The 12,854-nt window shown below is 70.2% G+C and carries 16 protein-coding genes; 8 read left to right on the top strand and 8 right to left on the bottom strand.

Annotated elements, in window-relative coordinates:
- The first annotated feature begins 152 nt into the window (after positions 1–152).
- The 3 genes from EAO79_RS08300 (at position 153) to EAO79_RS08290 (ending at position 2,840) form a co-directional block, all read left to right on the top strand.
- Entirely contained in the window at positions 153–1,811 is a 1,659-nt protein-coding gene (locus tag EAO79_RS08300; protein ID WP_124768684.1) for a sensor histidine kinase, read from the top strand.
- Entirely contained in the window at positions 1,808–2,515 is a 708-nt protein-coding gene (locus tag EAO79_RS08295; RefSeq protein ID WP_124768683.1) for a response regulator, read from the top strand. Before EAO79_RS08300 ends, EAO79_RS08295 begins: the two co-directional genes overlap by 4 nt.
- A gap of 97 nt (positions 2,516–2,612) precedes the next feature.
- A complete protein-coding gene (locus EAO79_RS08290; protein ID WP_124768682.1) occupies positions 2,613–2,840 on the top strand; it encodes a hypothetical protein in 228 nt (75 codons plus the stop codon).
- A gap of 62 nt (positions 2,841–2,902) precedes the next feature.
- Here the strand turns inward: EAO79_RS08290 and EAO79_RS08285 are convergent, their stop codons facing one another.
- Genes EAO79_RS08285 through EAO79_RS08275 form a run of 3 tightly spaced genes read right to left on the bottom strand, consistent with a single transcriptional unit; the run spans position 2,903 to position 5,219 of the window.
- Entirely contained in the window at positions 2,903–4,555 is a 1,653-nt protein-coding gene (locus EAO79_RS08285; RefSeq protein ID WP_124768681.1) for a hypothetical protein, read from the bottom strand.
- On the bottom strand, positions 4,552–4,947 hold the full coding sequence (locus tag EAO79_RS08280) for a hypothetical protein (RefSeq protein WP_124768680.1): 396 nt from the start codon (positions 4,945–4,947) through the stop codon (positions 4,552–4,554). Before EAO79_RS08280 ends, EAO79_RS08285 begins: the two co-directional genes overlap by 4 nt.
- The gene (locus EAO79_RS08275) at positions 4,944–5,219 is read right to left on the bottom strand and encodes a hypothetical protein (protein ID WP_124768679.1); all 276 of its coding nucleotides are present in this window, start codon (positions 5,217–5,219) and stop codon (positions 4,944–4,946) included. Before EAO79_RS08275 ends, EAO79_RS08280 begins: the two co-directional genes overlap by 4 nt.
- A 205-nt stretch (positions 5,220–5,424) precedes the next feature.
- On the opposite strand from EAO79_RS08275, the gene EAO79_RS08270 reads away from it, so the two are divergent.
- The 3 genes from EAO79_RS08270 to EAO79_RS08260 all read left to right on the top strand — a co-directional run bounded on the left by EAO79_RS08270 (position 5,425) and on the right by EAO79_RS08260 (position 7,653).
- Positions 5,425–6,039: a hypothetical protein gene (locus tag EAO79_RS08270; protein ID WP_124768678.1), complete on the top strand. Its 615-nt coding sequence runs from the start codon at positions 5,425–5,427 to the stop codon at positions 6,037–6,039.
- A gap of 130 nt (positions 6,040–6,169) precedes the next feature.
- Positions 6,170–7,027 (top strand): DUF4097 family beta strand repeat-containing protein, encoded by an 858-nt coding sequence (locus EAO79_RS08265; protein WP_124768677.1) that lies wholly within the window; start codon positions 6,170–6,172, stop codon positions 7,025–7,027.
- Entirely contained in the window at positions 7,024–7,653 is a 630-nt protein-coding gene (locus tag EAO79_RS08260; protein ID WP_124768676.1) for a PadR family transcriptional regulator, read from the top strand. Before EAO79_RS08265 ends, EAO79_RS08260 begins: the two co-directional genes overlap by 4 nt.
- 87 nt (positions 7,654–7,740) lie before the next feature.
- On the opposite strand, the gene EAO79_RS08255 is transcribed toward EAO79_RS08260, so the two are convergent.
- Positions 7,741–8,247: a septum formation family protein gene (locus tag EAO79_RS08255; RefSeq protein WP_229940073.1), complete on the bottom strand. Its 507-nt coding sequence runs from the start codon at positions 8,245–8,247 to the stop codon at positions 7,741–7,743.
- Positions 8,248–8,507: 260 nt separating this feature from the next.
- Between EAO79_RS08255 and EAO79_RS08250 the strand changes: the two genes are divergently transcribed.
- A complete protein-coding gene (locus tag EAO79_RS08250; protein WP_371413680.1) occupies positions 8,508–10,511 on the top strand; it encodes an APC family permease in 2,004 nt (667 codons plus the stop codon).
- Between the two features lie 59 nt (positions 10,512–10,570).
- Positions 10,571–10,861: a hypothetical protein gene (locus EAO79_RS08245; protein WP_124768674.1), complete on the top strand. Its 291-nt coding sequence runs from the start codon at positions 10,571–10,573 to the stop codon at positions 10,859–10,861.
- 69 nt (positions 10,862–10,930) lie between these two features.
- Here the strand turns inward: EAO79_RS08245 and crcB are convergent, their stop codons facing one another.
- The 4 genes from crcB to EAO79_RS08225 are packed head-to-tail and all read right to left on the bottom strand — an operon-like array spanning position 10,931 to position 12,852.
- On the bottom strand, positions 10,931–11,311 hold the full coding sequence (gene crcB, locus EAO79_RS08240) for a fluoride efflux transporter CrcB (protein WP_124768673.1): 381 nt from the start codon (positions 11,309–11,311) through the stop codon (positions 10,931–10,933).
- Positions 11,308–11,685 carry a CrcB family protein gene (locus EAO79_RS08235; protein WP_124768672.1) on the bottom strand — a complete coding sequence of 126 codons (378 nt, stop codon included), beginning with the start codon at positions 11,683–11,685 and terminating at the stop codon, positions 11,308–11,310. Before EAO79_RS08235 ends, crcB begins: the two co-directional genes overlap by 4 nt.
- A gap of 53 nt (positions 11,686–11,738) precedes the next feature.
- Positions 11,739–12,263 carry a universal stress protein gene (locus EAO79_RS08230; protein WP_124768671.1) on the bottom strand — a complete coding sequence of 175 codons (525 nt, stop codon included), beginning with the start codon at positions 12,261–12,263 and terminating at the stop codon, positions 11,739–11,741.
- Positions 12,264–12,267: 4 nt separating this feature from the next.
- Positions 12,268–12,852, bottom strand: a complete 585-nt coding sequence (locus EAO79_RS08225; protein WP_124768670.1) for an HhH-GPD-type base excision DNA repair protein — start codon at positions 12,850–12,852, stop codon at positions 12,268–12,270.
- Between the last annotated feature and the right edge of the window lie 2 nt (positions 12,853–12,854).

Below are 12,854 nucleotides of genomic sequence, written 5' to 3'. Positions count from 1 at the left end.
TCGACCCATGCTGCGACCACGCCGGCGGATCGACCGGGTTGTGGTCGTAGTGACCGCTTGTGGTCGTACTGGTCGCGGTCGGCGACGCCTGTGGCCGTCGTCACCCCCGATACTTGAGGGGTCGACGCGACGGAGCAGACGGAGGTGACGCGATGGCCGGTCGGTCCAGGAGCATCGCCTCGCGGCTCTTCCTCGTGCAGCTCGTCGCGGTCGTCGCGATGACGCTCGTCGCCGGAGTCCTGCTGTGGTCCCAGGCCCGCACCGAGACCGAGGACCGCGCGGTCGCGAAGTGCCTCGACGTCGCGAACGGCGTCGCGGACAACCCCTACGTCGTCGCGCAGCTCGGCTCGGATCGCCCGTCGGACGCACTCCAGCCCTACGCCGAGGCGCTCATGCGCGACACCGGTGTCGACTTCGTGACGATCATGGCTCCGGATCGCACCCGGTACACGCACCGCGAGCGCGACCAGATCGGCAAGCCGTTCATCGGCACGATCGGACCGGCGCTCGAGGGACGGACCTTCACCGAGACGTACACGGGCACGCTCGGCCCCTCCGTCCGCGCCGTCGCACCCATCCGTGACGGCGCCGGCGAGGTCGTCGCCCTCGTCGCCGCAGGCGTCACGGTCAGCAACGTGTCCGAGACCTTCGAGACCCGGGTGCCGTGGTTGCTCGGAACGGCTCTGCTCGTGCTCGTCATCGGCGCGATCGGCTCCTGGACGCTCCGCCGCTACCTCGCACGGGTCACCGGGTCGCGCGGACCGGAGGACCTCGCCAGGATGTTCGACTACTACGAGTCGGTGCTCCACTCGGTGCGGGAGGGGCTCGTCCTCGTGGACCGCCACCGCCGTCTCGTGCTCGTCAACGACCAGGCGTCCGAACTGCTCGGGCTGCCCCTCGGCGAGCGTTCCCCGGGAGCGGCGCCGGTCGACGAGCTGCCGATCGACGCCGGCCTGCGCGAGCTCCTCGCGAGCGGACGCCAGGCCGTGGACGAGATCCACCTCACACGCGACCACGTGCTCGTCGTGAACCAGGAATCGGCGGTCGGTCCGGGCGAGACGGCAGGCCCGCACCCGCGTGGGTGGGTGATGACGCTGCGCGACCACACCGAGATCGAACACCTGAGCGGTGAGCTGGCGTCGATGCGGACGATGAGCGACGCCCTGCGCTCGCAGACCCACGAGTTCGCGAACCGACTGCACACGATCGTCTCGCTCATCGAGCTCGACCGGCGGGAGGAGGCGCTCGACCTCGCGGCGCAGGGACTCGGAGCGAGTCAGCGGTTGACCGACCGCGTGCTCGCGGCGGAACAGGAGCCGGTGATCTCGGCGCTGCTGCTCGGCAAGACGGCGCAGGCGGCCGAGCAGGGGGTCGAGCTGCACCTCGAGAGCGACCCCGCGCTCGGACGCGTGCGCGTCGACCCGGCCGTGATCGTCACCATCCTCGGCAACCTCATCGACAACGCGATCGACGCGGCGTCCGGCGATCGCCCCTGGGTGGAGGTCTACCTCGGGCAGGGGCTGCCGGACGACCTCGGCGCCGGGCGGTCCGACGACGCCGAGACGACGGAGCTCGTGATCCAGGTGACCGACAGCGGACCGGGCCTGCCCCCGGAGGCCCTCGACCTCGCGTTCGTGCGCGGCTGGTCGACGAAGGAGCCCGGCCGCTACGGTCGGGGGTTCGGTCTCGCGCTGGTCCAGCAGGCGGTGACACGACTCGGCGGCACGATCGAGGTCGTCCGCGAGCCGTCCTCGGCGTTCGTCGTGACGCTGCCGGCCGCGGTCGGCGTCCGGGACGAGGCAGGCACATGAGCGAGCGCATCCGGGTCCTGGTCGTCGAGGACGAACCGATCACCCAGCAGGCCCACGCGTCCTACCTGCGCCGCGTCGAGGGCTTCGAACTCGCCGCCGTGGCGGGCGATGCGGCCACCGCGATGCAGGCGCTGCGGGCAGCTGCGGCCCACCGCTCCCCCGACGACCGGATCGACCTCGTCCTGCTCGACCTCAACCTGCCGGACGCGCACGGTCTCGAGCTCTGCCGACGCATCCGGACGGCGGGTATCGACGTCGACGTCATCGCCATCACCGCGGCCCGTGATCTCCGGATCGTCCGAGCGGCGGTCTCGGCCGGCATCGTGCAGTACCTCATCAAGCCGTTCGCATTCCCGGCGTTCGCCGACAAGCTCGAGACCTACCGCACCTTCCGGCAGACCATGACGGCGGAGGGAGCCCTCGCCAGCCAGCACGAGGTGGACCTCTCGCTCGCCACCCTGCGAGCGCCGTCCTCCCGTCCGCAGCTGGCGAAGGGGCTCTCGGAGGACACCCTGCGGCTGGTCTCGGACCTCCTGCGCAACGCGGCGGCTCCGCTGTCGGCGAGCGAGGCGGCGGCGGCCGGGTCCCTGTCACGGGTGACGGCGAGACGCTACCTCGAGTACCTCGCCGAGACAGGCGCGGTGGAGCGGTCGCCCCGGTACGGCTCCCCCGGCCGCCCGGAACTCGAGTACCGCTGGCGCTGATGCCGCGCCGACCTCCCCCGCTCGGCGGAGACCGTCTCGATGACGGATCAGTCAGCCGACGGATGTCGGCTGAGCGGGTGGTTCCTAGGCTCGGAGCATGACCTCCTCGACGACATCCACCGCCCGCCCCGCGCTGATCGACCCCGTCATCATGAGTGCGATGACCGGCGCCGGAGTCGGCCTCGGGTTCGCCGTCGCCCTCGCCGTCGCGGCCCTGCTCGACGTCCCCTTCGGCCTCCCGCTCGCGATCGCCCTGCCGTCCTCGATGCTGCTCGCCGTCGGTGCCGCCATCCTCATCACCCGACGACGCAAGCGGGTCGGCTGAGCCGCGGACGGCCGCGCCCGGTCCCTGAGCCACCCCACGCGGTCCCTGAGCTTGTCGAAGGGTCAGCTCGGGTTCACGACCGCGTAGATCTGGTTCCAGTTCGCGAAGCCGGTGACTGGCTCATCCGAGCCGTTCAGCATGATGTCCTCGTCCACGGAGTTCGTCTCGCCGGTCGACGGATCGTAGATCTCGTAGTCGCCGTCGTGGAAGCCGATGATGAGCACGTAATGCTGCGGGATGGTGTTGTCGCTCGGGCCGACGAGGAGCGGGACGGGCGTCCCGTCGTTCGCTGCCGCCGCGGCCTCGGTGAGCGCCGCCCCTCGGCCCGAGTCACCACCCAGGGCGTTGGTCCAGTCGATGTGGTAGTCGGTACCGGTGCGGTCGGATTCGGCGACCGCGCCGCCGGGTGCCGTGCCCGCGACGTTCGGGTAGTCGATGGGGCCGGGGAACAGGTCGTTCGCGCGGTCCTGGACGGCCTGCTGCAGGAACGTCATCCGATCCTCCGTGTCCAGACCGGCCGCATCGGCGAGGTCGAGACCCCGGAGGTAGTCGGGCACATGGCCGTCGAGGAACTCGCCGGTCTGCAGCCAGTAGGCGAGGAACGGGTCCGACTGGGCGGCGAGGGTGATGAGCGTCGTCGACCCGCAGGTCTTGTTGTTGTACTGGTCGAAGGTCTCGCCGTTCACCGTGGCGTCCCCGTTGTCGCCGACGCCGAGGTTCGTGAGCTCGTCGATCATGCGCTGGCGTTCGCCGGGGGGAGCGTTCTTGATCGCGTCGGCGAGGGCGAGCACGGAGGAACTGCCGGCGCCGGTGGCTATCGCACTCATGAGGAGGGCGCTGACGGCGGGGTCGCCGGACTCCTCCATCGCCGCGAGGATGCGCTCCCGTTCGTCGTCGCTCATCGCGTTCCAGTTCTGGACGTAGTTGGCCCACTCCGTCTCGGAGAGGACCGAACCGTCGGGGTCGCCGTTCGGGAACTGCGTCCGCGAGACGAGGACGTCCAGCCGCGTCTGGCCCACGGGCACCTCGACGCCGGCGAGCACGGCGTAGCCCTCGGAGTCCGACAGGGCCCGCTGCAGCGCCTCACCGGCCGCCCATGCGTCCTCGTAGGCTTCGTGGCAGACGGATACGCCGTCGAGGATCTGACCGGCTCCGCGGATGAGGTCCGAGATCACCCCGGCGACCTCTCCTGCTCCGGTGATCGGGTTCGTCATCGCCCACGGGTTCACGGAGATGTTCCCGATGGTCCGGTGGCCGTCGCGGATGCTGTCGGCACCCGGCTGGTGGGCGGTGCGCGCCGAGGTGATGGCGTCCGCGTAGTCTCGGAGGCCGCTGGCCCCGGATCGGAGCCCCTCGATCTCGGTGCCGACGAGGGTGTCGACGGACGCCAGGACCTGCGTCGCGCTCGCGCCCGTCACCCCGACGAGGGCGTCCGGCAGGCTCGACCCGGTGACGGTGGAGAGCGTGGTCTGGATCGCCTCCGCGGCGAGCGCCGCGTTCTCGTACTGCTCCGCGAGCCCGTCGATGGTGGCCGGGTCACCCGGCGGCGGGGTGTCCGCGAACGTGGAGGATCTGGGGATGAGCCCGACCGCGCGATCGACGAACGAACCGATCGACGTGATGAAGCTCAACGGGTCGCCGCTCAACGAGCCGATGAAGGTGGCGAGCACGTCGATCTCGGCTGAGCTCTTGGCGCGGAGTTCGGAGAGGTTCATGGTCGGTCCTTGTTTCCGGTGGTGCTTCTGGTCGCGGCGAGGCCGGAGAGGAGCCGCAGGACGACGGTCTGCAGCTTGGCGACCGCGCGCAGTTCGGCGGCCGTCTCCGCACTGTCGGCTCCTCGGCGACGCGCGTCGAGGAGGGCGTCGAGCAACACCGCCCCCGCCTGCTCGTCCGTCAGCATGCCGGCGCCGAGGCCGATGACGGCGTCGAGACCGGCCGTGCGGACCACACTCGCGACCTGCTCGGTGACGCCGGCGGGGACGCCGGCACCTCGGAGTTCCGCGGCCAGCGACGCGACCCGCGCGCCGGTCTCGGCCCGCTCGGCCGCATCACGGCGGTCGGGCTGAGCAGCCGTGCATGTCCGGGCCGGCGGCGACGGCGCGGTCATGAGGCGTCCTCGGCGAGCGCCGCATCCGTACCGGCCATCGTGTCCGCGACGTTCTGCATCCACCGCGCGAAGTCGTCGAGCGTCTTGCCCGCCTCCGTCATCTCGGTCCGCCACGTCAGTTCGAAGGCGGCGGCGCTCGTGGCCACCTGCTCGTCGAGGAACGACGTGTCGAGGCACGTGGAGAAGATCCCCGTCGCGCTCGACGCCGCCCCGGCGACCGCTTGGACGACCGCCGCCAGGCCCGCATCGTCCACCTGCATCGTGCCGCTCATGGTTCCCCGCTCTCCGGTGCTGTTCGCGCTGCCAGGCCGATCCCGGTGGTGCGCCTGATCCGATGGCTCCACCCTGTCCCAGCCGGCTCCCCAAGACGATGGGCAGCACTCCCCATAGCCCGGTGGGCGTCGGACCTGGCGCACGACGGAGCGTCGGTTACGGTGAGGGTGACGCGTCCACCCGGGCGCCGCGGAAGGGGCCGTCATGCAGCAGATCCATCGTCGCCTCGCGACCGTGTCGTTGACCATCCTCGTCGCGGCGCTCTGTTGCACGGGATGCGGCCTGTCGTCGACCCCCGTCGTGGCGGACGAGACCGACGATGCCCGGCTCACCGCGTTGGCCGATGATCCGCTCTTCGCGGACGGCAGCGTCACCGGGCCACGGGTTCCGGACACCTCGGCCAACGTCAGCGTGCAACGCGGGGCGATCACGGTCGACGACCTCTGGCCGACGGACGTGACCGCGGAACCAGGAGTGAGCGGGCCCGCCTGGCCTGCCGCCACCGCCATGTTGGCCCGGCTGCGCGAAGCAGGTTGGCGCCCGGTGGCGGTCTCCTGCGAGCTGGATCGGTCGTCCGGGCTGGAGGGCGCGACGGTGTACGCCACGAAGGAGTTCGACGGCTTCACCGCTGCGCTCGAGGCCGAGGTGAGGCCTCCGTCCTCGAAGCTCGTCGGGTACGTGCCCTTCCATGCGGAGGCCGACGACCCGTGGTCGGCGCGCTCGGAGGTCCCGGCCGGGTCGAGTTGCCTCGACGGCGACGGACCGCCGAGCGACGAGGGGTCCGTACCGGACGACCTGGCCATCGCTCCCTGGTACTGAGCGGCCGCCGATCCCAGGGTCGACTCAGGGTGATCCCGGAGGTTCCCGGGGTTGCCATGCACCGAGACGCGATATATCGTGAATTCCAGTTCAACGCGATATATCGCGATCACTCGGAAGGAACCGCACCATGGCACAGGAGAAGTGGATCATCGCTCCCGGCGAGAGCCGCATCATCGACCTCGAACTCGTGAGACGACTCAAGGTCGGCCTCATCGGCGGCCAGGTCGACATCATCGGACACGACGAGCCCGGCGCCCGCATCGAGGTGGGGGCCGTCACCGGCAAGGACCTCAAGATCACCATCGACGGCGACGTCGCCGAGATCGACCACCCGCAACTGCGCTGGGACAACTTCCTCGAAGTGTTCTCGAACTTCGGCGCCAATCGCGCCACGGCCCAGGTCAGCGTCCTCGTCCCCCGCGACATCGCCCTGACGTTCGGCGTCGTCAGCGCCAGCGGACTGGTCGCTGGCCTCACCGCAGACGCCAAGCTCAACACGGTGTCCGGCGACCTCGTGGCCGACCGCATGACGGGGCGACTGGACCTCAACTCGGTGAGCGGCGAGCTCACGGTCCAGAGCCACACGGGTCGCATCCAGGCGCACACGGTCTCGGGCGACGTCACCGTCTCCGGCGACATCACGCGCGCCTCGATCGACGGCGTCTCCTCCGACCTGCTCCTCGACATCCACGGTGCGTGCGAGCAGCTCGACCTGAACACCGTGAGCGGCGCGATCACGGTCCGCCTCGACGAGGAACTCGCCGCCCGCTACACCGCGAACTCGGTCGGCGGCCGCCTGGCGATCGACGGCGTCGTCCTCAAGGGACTGCGCGGTGGCGGGTACAACTCGCACACCGGCGCCCTGTCCGGACAGTTCGCCGAGGTGCGCATGAACACCGTCGGCGGCGCGGTGACCGTCCTCCGCCGCCCGGCTGCCGAGCCGGCGGGCGCGGCCACCACCGCAGGGAGCGAGGCAGGCGCATGAGCCCCGTCTTCGCCCACGGCAGCCTGCGGCTGTACCTCCTGAGCCTGCTCGACGAGTCGCCGAAGCACGGCTACGAACTCATCCAGGCGCTGACCGACCGCAGCGGCGGCACCTACAGCCCGAGCGCCGGCACCATCTACCCGCGCCTCGCGAAGCTCGAGGAGGAGGGACTCGTCACGAAGACGAGTGACGGCCGGAAGACCGTCTACGAGATCACCGAGGCGGGCCGGGCCGAGCTCGCGGCACGGGCGGGTGAGCTCGACGGCATCGAGGATCAGCTCACCGATTCCGTCCGTCGCATCGCCGACGAGGTCCGTAGCGGGGTCACGGCGGCCATGAAGAGCCTCCGGGCCGATCTCGCCTCCGCCGCGCGCGAGGCGAAGCAGTCCGCGAAGCCCGGTCCGAGCTGGACGTCGACCGCAGAGGAGAGCGCCGACCAGAAGGTGCAGGGTCGCCTGGCGCTCCACGAGACCGACGTGTCGATCAACGAGTTCCGGCAGGCGGTCCGAGCCGAACTCCGCGAGCACGTCGCCCGTGGGGGCGTGCTCGACGACGACACCGTCTCGGCCCTGCGTGCCGACCTCGTCGCCGTCCGCGACCGCCTGCGGGAGCGCCTCCAGGGCTGAGCACCCCGACACGCAGGCCGAGACACGGAACCGCCCGGCCCCTCACGGGAGTCGGGCGGTTCCGTCGATACGGCGCGTGCGGTCGGCCTACCGTGCGGCGCCGGCCAGCGAGCCCGTGGTCGCCGCCGAGTCGTAGATCACGCAGGTGACGAGCCGGTCGTCCACCCCGTTCCAGCTGGCCTCGGTCGGCGTGTAGTAGTTGAACTCGAGGCTGGAGTCCTCGTAGACGATCCCGACGAACGCCTGGAACTGCGCGTAGCAACCGTCGTCGGCCTGCTGCGTGACGGCCTCCTCGCCGGGCCACTCGTCGCCGGTCAGCGTGACCTCGCCGTACACCTCGTACTGGTGCGGCTCGGAACAGGGCACGGTCGGCACCTCCGTGACCTCGTCGGACGACGACTCGTCGTTCAGGCAGTCGCCGACCGAGAGGGTGAAGACGTCCGTGGTGCCTCCACCGACGATCTCGCCGGACTGCGCGTCCCGGGTCTCGGCGGGCTTCGGGAGGATGCCCTCCACGACACTGCAACCGGAGAGCGTCAGGGCCGCGGCGAGAGCGGCGAGGGCGAGCGGGAGGAGACGACGGCGAGCGGTCACGATGAGGGTCCTTGAGGTGGGTGTCGATCACGAGCGACTGTTCAGGCTCACAGCCAGGCAACAGCCGTCGATCAGGATATTGGTCGACCATCCGGGTCCGCCACTCCCCCGCTCGATGAACACTGCGTCACGGTCGGGTGACGATGCCTGTCCATCCAGCTCATCCCCGCTTGACTCCGGTTCCCGAAGGAGTAATATCGCCGCTCGTGACAACTGAGGGTCGAGAGCCCGGGACAGAACCACGATCGGCAAAACGCTGGTTGATCGGGGACCCGCTGCCGACCGAAAACCTGGAGGGCCAGCTCCTCCCCAAACGCCTCGCACTGCCGATCTTCGCGAGCGACGCGTTGTCGAGTGTGGCGTACGCGCCGCAGGAACTCCTCATGATCCTGACGCTCGGCGGGCTCGCCTTCCTGAGCTTCGCGCCGTGGGTCGCGGCGTGCGTCGTGATCCTGCTCGTGGTGGTCGTCGCGAGCTACCGACAGCTCATCAAGGCGTACCCGTCGGGTGGTGGCGACTACGAGGTCGCCCACCGGAACCTCGGCGAGAAGGCCGGCCTCGTGGTCGCCTCCGCGCTGCTCGTCGACTACGTCCTCACGGTCGCCGTGTCGGTGGCCTCGGGCGTCGACAACATCATCTCCGCGATCCCCGGGCTGAACCCCTGGCGCGTCGAGCTGGCCGTCGGGTTCGTGCTCGTCCTCATGGCCGTGAACCTCCGCGGCGTCCGGGAGTCGAGCAAGGCCTTCGCGATCCCCACCTACTTCTTCATCGCGAGCGTGCTCGTCATGATCGTCGCGGGACTCGCCCGCACGTTCATGGGCGACGCCCCGGTCGCCTCGAGCGCCGCGTTCACCGTGCAGGGCGAGAGCCTCACCCAGGCGGCGTTCATCCTGCTCCTCCTGCGCGCCTTCTCCTCCGGTTGTTCAGCGCTCACCGGTGTCGAAGCCGTCTCGAACGGCGTCCCGGCGTTCCGTCGCCCGCAGATCAAGAACGCCCAGAAGACGCTGGTCCTCATGGGCGGCACCGCGATCGTGCTGTTCGTCGGCCTCACCGCGCTCGCCCTCATCTCCCGCGTGCACTACGCCGAGAACGCCTGTCACCTGGAAGGGTTCGCGGACTGCGCGACGACCCCGCAGCCGAGCCTCATGGCACAGGTCGCGACCGCGGTGTTCGGTGCGAACAGCATCCCGTTCTTCCTCATCCAGGCGGCGACCGCGTGCGTCCTGCTCCTCGCGGCCAACACGGCGTTCAACGGCTTCCCGCTGCTCGGCGCCGTCCTCGCGCGCGACTCCTACGCGCCGAAGTCGCTCAACACCCGTGGCGACCGCCTCGTGTTCTCGAACGGCATGATCATCCTGGGTCTCGCCGCATGCGCGATCCTCGTGGTGTACCAGGCGAACCTCACCCAGCTCATCCAGCTGTACATCATCGGGGTGTTCGTGTCGTTCACCCTCGGCCAGACGGGCATGGTGAAGCACTGGCTGCGGATGCTGCGGGAGGGCTGCGACAACCGCGGCTCCGTCTACCGGGGCCTCGCGATCAACGCGTTCGGCGCCCTGCTCACGGCGAGCGTCCTCATCGTCGTGACGATCACGAAGTTCACCCATGGCGCCTGGCTCGTCTTCGTGCTCATGCCGATCCTCTTCGTCCTCATGCTCGGCGTGAACCGCTACTACCGCGACGTCGAGAAGGAGGTCGAGGTCGACCCGACCACGACCTTCGGCGCGACCGGCGACCACGCGATCGTCCTCGTCGGCAAGATGCAGAAGCCGATCCTCAAGGCGCTGGACTACGCGATCGCCGCCAAGCACGACAGCCTCGAAGCGGTCCACATGTCGATCGATCCGGAGGCCACGAAGCTGCTCGAGCAGCAGTGGATCGAACAGAACATCCACGTGCCGCTCGTCATCCTCGAGTCGCCGTACCGCGAGTTCGCGATGCCGCTCGCGAAGTACATCAAGGCGCACCGTGCCGAGCACGGCGCCGAGGTCGTCACCGTCTACATGCCGCAGTACATCGTCGGGCACTGGTGGGAGAGCCTCCTCCACAACCGACGGGCGTCGCGGATCCGCAACCAGATCATGCTCGTCCACGGCGTGACCGTCGCTCTCGTGCCCTGGCTGCTCGACTCCTCGGAGCTCATCTACGGACGTCGGTCACGGCCGCTGCCCGGCCAGGAACGACGTGGCGAGATCGTCCGCGTCAAGAAGCCGATCGAGCGGAAGCCGCACATCGACCGCAACACGGGGCAGCCCCGCTCCTGATCGGCCACGCGCTCCGGCGACGGCGTGAGGGAGTTGTCGCAGACTGACAGACTGGGGACATGTTCACCTGGGGTCTCTCGCTGCTGTTCCTCGCGGCCGTCTTCGGGACGCTCTCGATGGCCCGCCTCATCGCAGCGAACCCCGACTCGCCGCTGCCGATGTGGCAGGGCCGCCCGCAGCGACTCCCGCAGTTCACGATCATCCTGCGCGGCCTGTCGGGCGGACTCGGGGTCTTCGGGGTCTTCCTGCTGTGGTCGGAGATCGGATTCTGGAGCATCCTGCTGCTCATCGTCGCCCTCGGGATCCCGATCGTGCTGAACCTCCGGCACAACCGCCGCTTCGAGGCATAGCCGCCGCGTCCGTTCGCCCATCTTCGGGCGAACGAACGCTCATTCGCCCATAGTTGGGCGAACGAGCGGCTAGGCGAGGAGCGAACCGAGCCCGTAGCCGACCAGGGCCGCGACGACCGACGCGACGAGCATGCCCAACGCGTTCGTCAGTCCGGCCCGGGAACGTCCGTCGTGGAGCAGCCGGACGGTCTCGACACTCGCCGTGCTGAACGTGGTGTACCCACCGAGCAGCCCGCCTCCGAGGACGAGCCGCCACGCCTCGTCGACGACCCCGCCGAGGGCCAGCGCGGTGACGAGGCCGAGCAGCAGCGACCCGCTGACGTTGATCACGGTCGTGCCCCACGGGTAGGCGCCGCCCACACGGGAACGGACGATGCCGTCGACGACGAAGCGGGCCGCGGCACCGACACCGCCGGCCGCCGCGATCGCGAGGAAGAGCCAGGGCGTCACGAGCGGCCACCGCCGATCCGTCGGGCGAGGACGATGCCGCCCCAGCTCGCCAGGGCGCCCAGCACGACGCTCCCCACCGCGTACAGCACCCCCACGAGGGCGCTCCCCTCGATGAGGAGGACACTGCTGTCGGCCGCGAGCGCGCTGTACGTCGTGAAACCGCCGAGGACGCCGGTGCCGAGGAAGAGGCGGAGATCGCGTCGACGGCCGGCGTCGGGCCCGCGTCGGAGGAGCGACTCGAGGAGGAGACCGAGCAGGAAGGCGCCGACGACGTTGATGCCGAGGATGGCCACGGGGAGACCACCGATGGGCGGGATGGCGAGGGAGATCGCCTCGCGGGCACCCGTCCCGATCGCGCCACCGAACGCGACCATCGCGATCGTGGCGGGTTGGAGGTGCGGAGCCCGTGTGCCCGTCGGAGCGGCCGTCACCGCAGGTCGCCGGCGGGGGCGTCCCAGAGTGGTTCGTCGGTGGCGCTGGGCGCGAGTGGGACCACGATCACCGGACGCGCCTGCCGATGGGCCAGCGTCGCGGCGACGGAACCGTTGAAGAACTCGAGGATGCCCTTCCGGAGGCCACGCTCCCGGGTTCCGACGATGATCGCCCGCGCGGACACCGAATCGGCGAGTCGGCCGAGGGCACGCGCCGGGTCCCCGGCGAGCTGGGTCAGCTCCCACACGACGCCGCTGTCGTCGAGGAGACGATGCGCCGTCGCCTCCAGGCCGGGATCGGCGGGCTCCGGTTCGAAGTCGTGCAGATCGGCGTCGAACGGCAACGACGTGACGGTGCCGTCGACGTTCTCGACCACGACGAACCGGCTCGCGTCGACGTGGGCGAGGACGAGCCGGCAGGCGAAAGCTTGCGCGAACGACGCCGCCTCGACGAGCACGGTGTCGGGCTGCCCCGGCGTGACACCGACCACGATCGCGGTACCCCGCTGCGCTTCGCTCATGTCGTCACTCCCCCTTCGTACGCTTCGCGGCGGCCTTGGCCGCCTGCTTCGCCGCCCGCACCTGCGCGAGCGACTCCGGGTCGACGATGTCGGCGACGGACCGGAGGCTGCCGTCCTCGCCGTAGGGCGCCGACGCTTCCCGCCAGTCGGCCGCGTCGAGCCCGTACTGCTTGCCGAGGAGCGCGAGGAAGATCTTCGCCTTCTGCTCACCGAACCCCGGGAGGGCGAGCAGGCGCTTCAGGATCTCCGGGCCATCGGGCGCGTCGCGCGTCCAGATCGCCTCAGCGTCGCCGTCCCAGTCGTCGACGATCGCGGCGCAGAGCCCCTGCACCCGGCCGGCCATGGAACCCGGGAACCGGTGCACGGCGGGACTCGTCTTGAAGAGGGAGGCGAACGCCTCGGGTTCTTCCCGCGCGATGGTGGCCGCGTCGAAGGAACCGAGTCGGTCACTGATCTTCAGCGGGCCGGCGAACGCGGTCTCCATCGGCACCTGCTGATCGAGCAGCATGCCGACGAGCAGGGCGAGCGGGTCGGTCGACAACAGGCGGTCGGCGTCCGCATCTCCGGTGATGTGCAGGGTTCCGGTCATGG

It is taken from the genome of Plantibacter sp. PA-3-X8, from assembly GCF_003856975.1.
In the GTDB taxonomy this organism is placed as follows: Bacteria; Actinomycetota; Actinomycetes; order Actinomycetales; family Microbacteriaceae; genus Plantibacter; species Plantibacter auratus.
This window is presented reverse-complemented; position numbering and strand designations above follow the sequence as displayed.

Bases quoted from the DNA above. Each gene is read 5' to 3' on its own strand.
- EAO79_RS08235 (WP_124768672.1), bottom strand. From the start codon at position 11,685: ATGGTCGCGTTCGGTGGCGCGATCGGGACGGGTGCCCGCGAGGCGATC.
- EAO79_RS08290 (WP_124768682.1), top strand. From the start codon at position 2,613: ATGACCTCCTCGACGACATCCACCGCCCGCCCCGCGCTGATCGACCCC.
- EAO79_RS08245 (WP_124768674.1), top strand. From the start codon at position 10,571: ATGTTCACCTGGGGTCTCTCGCTGCTGTTCCTCGCGGCCGTCTTCGGG.
- EAO79_RS08265 (WP_124768677.1), top strand. From the start codon at position 6,170: ATGGCACAGGAGAAGTGGATCATCGCTCCCGGCGAGAGCCGCATCATC.
- EAO79_RS08285 (WP_124768681.1), bottom strand. From the start codon at position 4,555: ATGAACCTCTCCGAACTCCGCGCCAAGAGCTCAGCCGAGATCGACGTG.
- EAO79_RS08280 (WP_124768680.1), bottom strand. From the start codon at position 4,947: ATGACCGCGCCGTCGCCGCCGGCCCGGACATGCACGGCTGCTCAGCCC.
- EAO79_RS08225 (WP_124768670.1), bottom strand. From the start codon at position 12,852: ATGACCGGAACCCTGCACATCACCGGAGATGCGGACGCCGACCGCCTG.
- EAO79_RS08295 (WP_124768683.1), top strand. From the start codon at position 1,808: ATGAGCGAGCGCATCCGGGTCCTGGTCGTCGAGGACGAACCGATCACC.
- EAO79_RS08300 (WP_124768684.1), top strand. From the start codon at position 153: ATGGCCGGTCGGTCCAGGAGCATCGCCTCGCGGCTCTTCCTCGTGCAG.
- EAO79_RS08275 (WP_124768679.1), bottom strand. From the start codon at position 5,219: ATGAGCGGCACGATGCAGGTGGACGATGCGGGCCTGGCGGCGGTCGTC.
- EAO79_RS08230 (WP_124768671.1), bottom strand. From the start codon at position 12,263: ATGAGCGAAGCGCAGCGGGGTACCGCGATCGTGGTCGGTGTCACGCCG.
- EAO79_RS08270 (WP_124768678.1), top strand. From the start codon at position 5,425: ATGCAGCAGATCCATCGTCGCCTCGCGACCGTGTCGTTGACCATCCTC.
- EAO79_RS08260 (WP_124768676.1), top strand. From the start codon at position 7,024: ATGAGCCCCGTCTTCGCCCACGGCAGCCTGCGGCTGTACCTCCTGAGC.